Annotated in this window: 8 protein-coding genes; 5 read left to right on the top strand and 3 right to left on the bottom strand. The window is 58.9% G+C overall.

Translation table 11 applies throughout. From position 1 onward, the window contains the following. Positions 1-82: 82 nt before the first annotated feature. The 3 genes from IEV40_RS12910 to apaG form a co-directional block, all read right to left on the bottom strand. Positions 83-859 carry an enoyl-CoA hydratase gene (locus IEV40_RS12910; RefSeq protein ID WP_188422327.1) on the bottom strand — a complete coding sequence of 259 codons (777 nt, stop codon included), beginning with the start codon at positions 857-859 and terminating at the stop codon, positions 83-85. A gap of 36 nt (positions 860-895) precedes the next feature. Next, entirely contained in the window at positions 896-2110 is a 1215-nt protein-coding gene (mltA, locus tag IEV40_RS12905; protein ID WP_188422325.1) for a murein transglycosylase A, read from the bottom strand. A gap of 147 nt (positions 2111-2257) precedes the next feature. Further along, the gene (apaG, locus tag IEV40_RS12900) at positions 2258-2632 is read right to left on the bottom strand and encodes a Co2+/Mg2+ efflux facilitator ApaG/CorD (protein WP_188422323.1); all 375 of its coding nucleotides are present in this window, start codon (positions 2630-2632) and stop codon (positions 2258-2260) included. Positions 2633-2818: 186 nt separating this feature from the next. Here apaG and rpe point away from each other — a divergent pair, with 186 nt between their 5' ends. The 5 genes from rpe to IEV40_RS12875 all read left to right on the top strand — a co-directional run bounded on the left by rpe (position 2819) and on the right by IEV40_RS12875 (position 7242). After that, positions 2819-3484: a ribulose-phosphate 3-epimerase gene (gene rpe / locus IEV40_RS12895; protein ID WP_188422321.1), complete on the top strand. Its 666-nt coding sequence runs from the start codon at positions 2819-2821 to the stop codon at positions 3482-3484. Next, positions 3484-4179, top strand: a complete 696-nt coding sequence (locus tag IEV40_RS12890; RefSeq protein WP_188422319.1) for a phosphoglycolate phosphatase — start codon at positions 3484-3486, stop codon at positions 4177-4179. The genes rpe and IEV40_RS12890 overlap by 1 nt, the downstream gene beginning before the upstream one ends. 191 nt (positions 4180-4370) lie before the next feature. Further along, positions 4371-5867, top strand: a complete 1497-nt coding sequence (gene trpE, locus IEV40_RS12885) for an anthranilate synthase component I (protein WP_188422317.1) — start codon at positions 4371-4373, stop codon at positions 5865-5867. Between the two features lie 108 nt (positions 5868-5975). After that, entirely contained in the window at positions 5976-6650 is a 675-nt protein-coding gene (locus tag IEV40_RS12880) for a hypothetical protein (RefSeq protein WP_188422315.1), read from the top strand. A 31-nt stretch (positions 6651-6681) separates the two neighbouring features. After that, positions 6682-7242 carry an aminodeoxychorismate/anthranilate synthase component II gene (locus tag IEV40_RS12875; protein ID WP_188422313.1) on the top strand — a complete coding sequence of 187 codons (561 nt, stop codon included), beginning with the start codon at positions 6682-6684 and terminating at the stop codon, positions 7240-7242. Positions 7243-7250: the final 8 nt, after the last annotated feature.

Genomic DNA, 7250 nt, shown 5'->3' with positions numbered 1-7250 from the left:
CAAAAATCCAGTTCAACCAGCGCTACGCACCTCGGTCAACACCTTCTTTTTAGCCCCGTCTCGCAACGGGAGGCGAACTATATCAAATCCCTTTGAAGGCTGGCAAGCGCTTTTCTAAAAAAGCTTTCATTCCTTCTTTTTGATCCTCGGTTGCGAAAGTGCTATGAAAGAGCCGCCGTTCGAACTGCATGCCTTCCGACAGCGTTGTTTCATAGGCGCGATTGACCGCTTCCTTGGCCATCATCACCATCGGCAGCGACATCGCCGCAATGGCTTGCGCTGCCGCCAGCGCCTCTTCCCTTAATTTGTCCGCAGGGACGATACGCGAGACAAGTCCGGCACGTTCTGCCTCTTGCGCATCCATCATGCGTGCCGTCAGACACATATCCATCGCCTTGGATTTGGAAATGGCGCGCGGCAGGCGCTGCGTGCCGCCGGCGCCCGGGATGATGCCAAGCTTGATTTCCGGCTGCCCGAACTTCGCCGTATCCGCGGCAATGATGAAATCGCACATCATCGCCAGTTCGCAACCGCCGCCCAACGCATATCCGGCAACGGCAGCAATCACCGGCTTGCGCACGCTGCGAATCTGCTCCCAATTCCGGCCGATGAAGTTGCTCTTATAGGCGTCCATATAAGAGTAGTCAGCCATCGCCGCGATATCCGCGCCGGCAGCGAACGCCTTGTCGCTGCCAGTAACGATCATGCAATGAATATCGTCGTCGGCATCGAAAGCCAGCAATGCCTGACCCAATTCATCCATCAGCCGGTCATTCAGTGCATTCAATACTTCCGGCCGATTGAGCGCCACCAATCCGACCTTGCCGTGTATTTCCACAAGTATGTTTTCAAATTGCATGATCGCTCTCCGGTTATTCTTACTTGTTGCTTCCGCTTATTTCGCCGATCCGACAATCGCATTCTTAGGCAGCAATACCCACATCATGCCGCGCTGCTTCATGCGCCCGGCCAACTCGCCAGCCTGCGCGCCGAAACCCCAGAAATAGTCAGCCCGCACCGCATTCTTGATTGCGCCGCCCGTATCTTGCGCCATGACCAGCCGCTGCAGCAGTACCTTGCTATTCGGCTGCGTCGTCGCCAGGAAGACCGGAACACCCAGCGGAATGAACTGCGGATCGACGGCAATCGAGCGCTGCGGTGTCAAAGGCACGCCCAGCGCACCTTTCGGCCCTACCGCAGGATCTGTCACCTTCTCTTCACGGAAGAAGACATAGCTGGGATTGGCATTCAACAATTCCTGCTGCCGCTCGGGATTGGCCAGCACCCAGGCCCGGATATTCTGCATCGATGCCTGATCCAGCGTCAGCTCGCCCTTGTCCACCAGATAACGGCCGATGGACTTGTACGGCCATCCGTTCTGGTTCTCGTAGGCGAGGCGCACGATTTCGTGGCCACCGGCCAGTTGCACGCGCCCCGATCCCTGCACCTGCAGGAAAAATGCCTCGATCGGATCGTCTACCCAGAGAATTTCCTTGCCGGCCAATTCTCCCGACTGCATCAATTCGGCACGTGACGGATAAGCCACCACTTTCTTGCCGACCAGCCTGCCGCGCAGACGCAGTCCTTTCAGTTCTGGATAGACGTTTGCAAGGTCGATCGCCAGCAGATCGGCCGGCGCCCGATACAGCGGCGTCTGATACAGCCCGCCGCGCTTGCGTGCACCGCGCAGCAACGGCTCGTAATAGCCGGTTACGAGTCCGTTTTGCGAACCATCGGCATTGGCAACCTGGTAGGGCGTGAAATTTGTCTCGAAGAAAACGCGAACCGCCTCGGCATCGCTGCCATTCACATTGCGCGCAGCCGCACAGACTTCCTTCCAGTCAGGCCGCCTGATCAGTACCGAGCAAGACGCAGTGAATGCCGGCCACGCCTCGTTCTGCCGGTCGACGCCCCAGCCCGGCAGGGCGGCAAAGCTCGATGGCTGCAAGGTCGCGCCGACTTCCGTTCTAGGCAATGCCGGTTGCGGCTGCTCGACCGGCTGCGCAGTCTTGCCTGGCGGTTCGGGCGGCACGGTCGAACAGGAAACCAGCCCGAGCAGTAACGATATGAGTACACTACGGCGGACAAGGGATATCGGGAGACGGAGCATGTGGCTGTTATTCGTTGAAGCAGGCATAGCGGTATTTTTGCTGATTTTCATCGTGTGGTGGACGATGTTCGCCGGCAGGAAACCGGTCCGTCCACGCGATGAGACAAAGGAAAATCCACCCGCACGAGATGCGGACGGGAAACAGGATTAATGCAAGGTTCGCGGCAAGGACAACACGAATTCCGGAATCGGCACCTCGAAACGCGTACCGTCCTCCGCCACACAGAAATATTCGCCCTTCATCGACCCCTGCGGCGTTTCCAGCGCAGCGCCGCTGGTGTATTCGAACTGCTCGCCAGGCTGCAGCAACGGCTGATTACCGACGACACCCAGCCCGCTCACTTCTTCTATGCGATTGTTCGTATCAGTAATGATCCAGTGGCGCGAAATCAGTTGCGCCGGCACCGTGCCGGTATTCTTTATCGTCACCGCGTAGGCAAATACATAATGGGCACGGTCCGGATCGGACTGCTCTTCCAGATACTGCGTTCGAACAGAGACGGCAAATTCATAAGCTGGCATGCGATTCCTTCAATGCGGGCGGCCGGACAATCGGCGGCCTCGATTCCAATGGCGGCTCATTGCACACGAAATTCGCGCATCGCGCAAGAAAAGCAGCCTCCAAGGTAAAATGACGACCTGGCTTCCCAGCCTTGCTTTCAGCTTTACCCTCAGCCTTATTTTCAAGCCTTATCGAAGGCCCTCATCATGCCGACCTATCGCATCGCTCCCAGCATTCTTTCCGCCGATTTCGCCCGTTTGGGTGAAGAAGTCCGCAATGTTGTCGCCGCCGGCGCCAACATCATCCACTTCGACGTGATGGACAACCATTACGTTCCCAACCTGACGGTCGGCCCGCTGGTCTGCGAAGCGATCCGGCCGCACGTGCAGGTGCCGATCGACGTCCATCTGATGGTCAAGCCGGTCGATCGCATCATTCCGGACTTCGCCAAGGCTGGTGCCAACATCATCACTTTCCATCCGGAAGCATCCGAACACATTGACCGCTCGCTGCAACTGATCCGCGACAATGGCTGCAAGGCCGGCCTGGTCTTCAATCCGGCCACGCCGCTGCATTATCTGGAACACGTAATGGACAAGCTCGACATCGTCCTGCTGATGTCGGTGAACCCCGGCTTCGGCGGCCAGTCCTTCATTCCGCACACGCTGAAGAAGATCGAGGCCGTGCGCAAACTGATCGACGAATCGGGACGCGACATCTTGCTGGAAGTCGACGGCGGCATCAAGGTCGACAATATTGCCGCCGCGGCAAAGGCCGGCGCCGATACTTTCGTGGCCGGCTCCGCTATTTTCGGCAAGCCGGATTACAAAGCCGTCATCGACGCCATGCGCGGCGAACTGGCAAAAGTCTGATGACGGGAAACACCGCAGTGCAGCCGCTGCATGGTATTCGCGGCGTCATCGTCGACCTCGATGGCACCATGCTGGATACCGCGCAGGATCTGCATGAAACCGTCAACCGCGTGCGCCGCGATCTGCATCTGGCGCCGCTCGATCGGCAAACGGTGGTTTCCTTCGTCGGCAAGGGCGCCGAGAATCTGGTGCGCAGTGCATTGCGCATGAATTTTTCGCCGGAACAGCTCGAACAGCATTTCGCCAATGCCATGCAGGCATTCAACCGGCACTACCACGACATCAACGGCGACTACGCGACCGCCTACCCGGAAGTGCACGAAGGCCTGCAGGCCATGCGCGCCAAGGACTTGCGGCTGGCTTGCGTGACCAACAAGCCGCTGGCCTTCACGATCCCGCTGATGCAGAAAACCGGCCTGCACGACTATTTCGAGATCATCTACGGCGGTGATTCGTTCGCAAAGAAAAAACCCGACCCGATGCCATTACTGCAAGTCTGCAAGGATTTCGCGCTGCAACCGCAGGAAGTCGTCGCCATCGGCGATTCGATCAACGATTCGCAGGCAGCGCGCGCGGCCGGCTGCCGCGTGCTGAATGTCCCGTATGGCTACAACCACGGGCAATCTATACAAGAAGTCGACAGCGATGGTATAGTTTCCTCGCTGCTCTGTGCAGCGCAACTGATCAATCCCTGAATCCATTCATGTCTCTCGGCAAAAAACGATTCGCGACACCCGGCACGCATGAGGCCTGGCTCTGGCGACGCTGGCAATTCTGGTGCTAACCACCAGCTGCCGCTGATCGCCTGTGCGCGGTCGGCAACGTTTTTTGAACACCGTCTACTGTGACGAACCGCTCGACTACAATAGCGGTCCGGGAGAAAACCATGACTGAACTCGAATTCAAATCGCTGGCCGCGCAAGGCTACAACCGCATTCCGCTGGTCGCTGAAGCCTTTGCCGATCTCGAAACCCCGTTGTCGCTGTACCTGAAACTGGCGCAGACCCAGAACGGCGGCAAGAACACCTTCCTGCTGGAATCCGTCGTCGGCGGCGAACGCTTCGGCCGCTACTCCTTCATCGGCCTGCCCGCCAACACACTGATGCGCAGCTACGGCAACCGCGTCGAAGTGGTACGCGACGATGCCGTCATCGAAACCTTCAACGGCAATCCACTCGATTTCATCGCGCAGTTCCAGTCGCGCTACAAGGTTGCGATCGCTCCGGGCATGCCGCGCTTTTGCGGTGGCCTCGCCGGTTACTTCAGCTACGACACCGTGCGCCATGTCGAAAAACGCCTGGCGAACACCGCACCGAAGGACGACCTGGGCCTGCCGGAAATCCAGCTGCTGCTGACCGAAGAACTAGCCGTCATCGACAATCTGTCCGGCAAACTCTATCTGATCGTCTACGTCGATCCGACGCAGTCGGAAGCGTTTGCAAAAGGCCGCCAGCGCCTGAAAGACTTGCGCGCAAAGCTGCACCGCGCGGTCGATGTGCCGGTCACCAGCGGTTCCGTACGCACCGAAGCCATCCGCGAATTCGACAAGAAGGATTATCTGGATGCCGTCGCCAAAGCCAAGGAATACGTCATGGCCGGCGACCTGATGCAGGTGCAGATCGGCCAGCGCATCAAGAAGCCCTACGTCGATGCGCCGCTGACGCTGTACCGCGCGCTGCGTTCGCTGAACCCGTCGCCGTACATGTACTTCTACAACTTCGGCGACATGCAGATCGTCGGCTCGTCGCCGGAAATCCTGGTGCGCAACGAGGCGACTGCAGACGGCAAGAAGAAAATCACGATCCGTCCGCTGGCCGGTACGCGCCCGCGCGGCGAAACACCGGAAAAGGATGCGGCACTGGCGAAGGAACTGCTGGCCGACCCGAAGGAAATCGCCGAGCACGTGATGCTGATCGACCTGGCACGCAACGACATCGGCCGCATCGCCGACATCGGCAGCGTCAAGGTCACCGACAAACTGGTCATCGAAAAGTATTCGCACGTGCAGCACATCGTTTCCAACGTTGAAGGCACCTTGAAGGATGGCCTGTCGAACCTCGACGTGCTGAAAGCGACCTTCCCGGCCGGCACGCTGTCCGGCGCACCGAAAGTCCGTGCGATGGAAATCATCGACGAACTGGAGCCGACCAAGCGCGGCATCTACGGCGGCGCCTGTGGCTATCTGTCGTTCGGCGGCGAGATGGACCTGGCGATCGCGATTCGCACCGGCGTCATCAAGGACGGCACGCTGTATGTACAGGCCGCCGCCGGCATCGTCGCCGATTCGGTTCCGGAAATGGAGTGGCAGGAAACCGAGAACAAGGCGCGTGCCGTGCTGCGCGCCGCGGAGCAGGTACAGGACGGTCTGGACGGCGAAGCCTGACGGCTGGCGCAAGGAGAATTTCCATGTCCTCCCCTCGATTGTTGTTGCCCCCTTATTTGCCTGACGATACTGCGTCGCCCGGCCTCACCCGTTTTTCATGTAGTCCGAATGTCCGCATATATAGCTTCCCGCAGGTTTTCGCTGCCACTCGTTTTCTGTTTCCTCGCTGCTCTGATCGCCAGTTATTTCATCGCACCGCGCCTGCCGGCGACTTTCGGCTGGGAGAACGGGCCGATCGAAAATCTGCAGGCTGCCCTGCTGCTCGTCGGCGGTCTCTGGGCATTCCGCTTGCGTGCCGCGTCGACGGAACCGCGCTATCGCAAATTCTGGCTGCTGATCGCACCGATCTGGCTGGCGATGTTCGCCCGCGAGTTAAGCTGGGGCGCCGTGCTGCTTCAGCCGCTGGACGTATCGGCCATTACCGGCCCGGTGTTTTCATCGACGAAACAGCTCTGGTACAAACCGGCCATTGCTCCCGCGCTACTGCTGTTGCTGCTGCTGGGCATCGGCTCGTTCATCCGCAACCGGCAGACGCTGACCGTCAGCGAGCTTTGGCGATCGCGCAGTCTGCCGCTGCTGCAAATTGCGCTGTTCGTTTTCGTACTGTTTGCTTCCGCCATAGCGGAAGGCCACATGGGCATGAATCTGGACGAACTTGGCGAAGCCGGCGCACAGAATTTCGAGGAACTGGTGGAACTGTGCGGCTACCTGCTCCTGATATGCGCGCAATGGCGCGTCGCACGATGTCTGAAGCAACTGCAATTCTCGTTTCATTCGGGGTGATTTCATCCCACTCACCATTATCGGGTGCCCTATGCTGCTCATGATCGACAACTACGATTCATTCACCTACAACCTGGTGCAATACTTCGGCGAACTCGGCCAGGACGTGCACACCGTGCGCAACGACGAAATCACGCTGGAAGAAATCGCCGCGCTGAATCCGGAACGCATCTGCATTTCGCCGGGCCCGTGCACGCCGCACGAAGCCGGCGTTTCGATTCCCATCCTGCAGCATTTCGCCGGCAAACTGCCCATCCTCGGCGTCTGCCTCGGCCATCAGGCAATCGGCGCGGCATTCGGCGGCAACGTCGTGCGCTCCAAGCAAGTCATGCACGGCAAGACTTCGACGATCGAACATACCGGCGTCGGCGTCTTCAAGGATCTGCCTAGCCCGTACACGATCATTCGTTATCATTCGTTGGCGATCGAGCGCGCATCGCTGCCGGATTGCCTGGAAGTGACCGCCTGGACCGAAGACGGCGAGATCATGGGTGTGCGCCACAAGCAGTTCGACATTCAGGGCGTGCAATTCCATCCGGAATCCATCCTGTCCGAACACGGCCACACGCTATTGAAAAACTTCCTCGTCTGACAGAGGTA

The organism is Oxalicibacterium solurbis (assembly GCF_014635845.1).
Taxonomy (GTDB): domain Bacteria; phylum Pseudomonadota; class Gammaproteobacteria; order Burkholderiales; family Burkholderiaceae_D; genus Oxalicibacterium; species Oxalicibacterium solurbis.
Note: the sequence above shows the minus strand (reverse complement) of the source record. Positions and strands in the feature narration are given on the sequence as shown.

What these genes read in the sequence shown, in the direction of transcription:
- rpe (WP_188422321.1), top strand. Translation starts at nt 2,819, where the DNA reads ATGCCGACCTATCGCATCGCTCCCAGCATTCTTTCCGCCGATTTCGCC.
- IEV40_RS12910 (WP_188422327.1), bottom strand. Translation starts at nt 859, where the DNA reads ATGCAATTTGAAAACATACTTGTGGAAATACACGGCAAGGTCGGATTG.
- IEV40_RS12880 (WP_188422315.1), top strand. Translation starts at nt 5,976, where the DNA reads ATGTCCGCATATATAGCTTCCCGCAGGTTTTCGCTGCCACTCGTTTTC.
- trpE (WP_188422317.1), top strand. Translation starts at nt 4,371, where the DNA reads ATGACTGAACTCGAATTCAAATCGCTGGCCGCGCAAGGCTACAACCGC.
- IEV40_RS12875 (WP_188422313.1), top strand. Translation starts at nt 6,682, where the DNA reads ATGCTGCTCATGATCGACAACTACGATTCATTCACCTACAACCTGGTG.
- IEV40_RS12890 (WP_188422319.1), top strand. Translation starts at nt 3,484, where the DNA reads ATGACGGGAAACACCGCAGTGCAGCCGCTGCATGGTATTCGCGGCGTC.
- apaG (WP_188422323.1), bottom strand. Translation starts at nt 2,632, where the DNA reads ATGCCAGCTTATGAATTTGCCGTCTCTGTTCGAACGCAGTATCTGGAA.
- mltA (WP_188422325.1), bottom strand. Translation starts at nt 2,110, where the DNA reads ATGCTCCGTCTCCCGATATCCCTTGTCCGCCGTAGTGTACTCATATCG.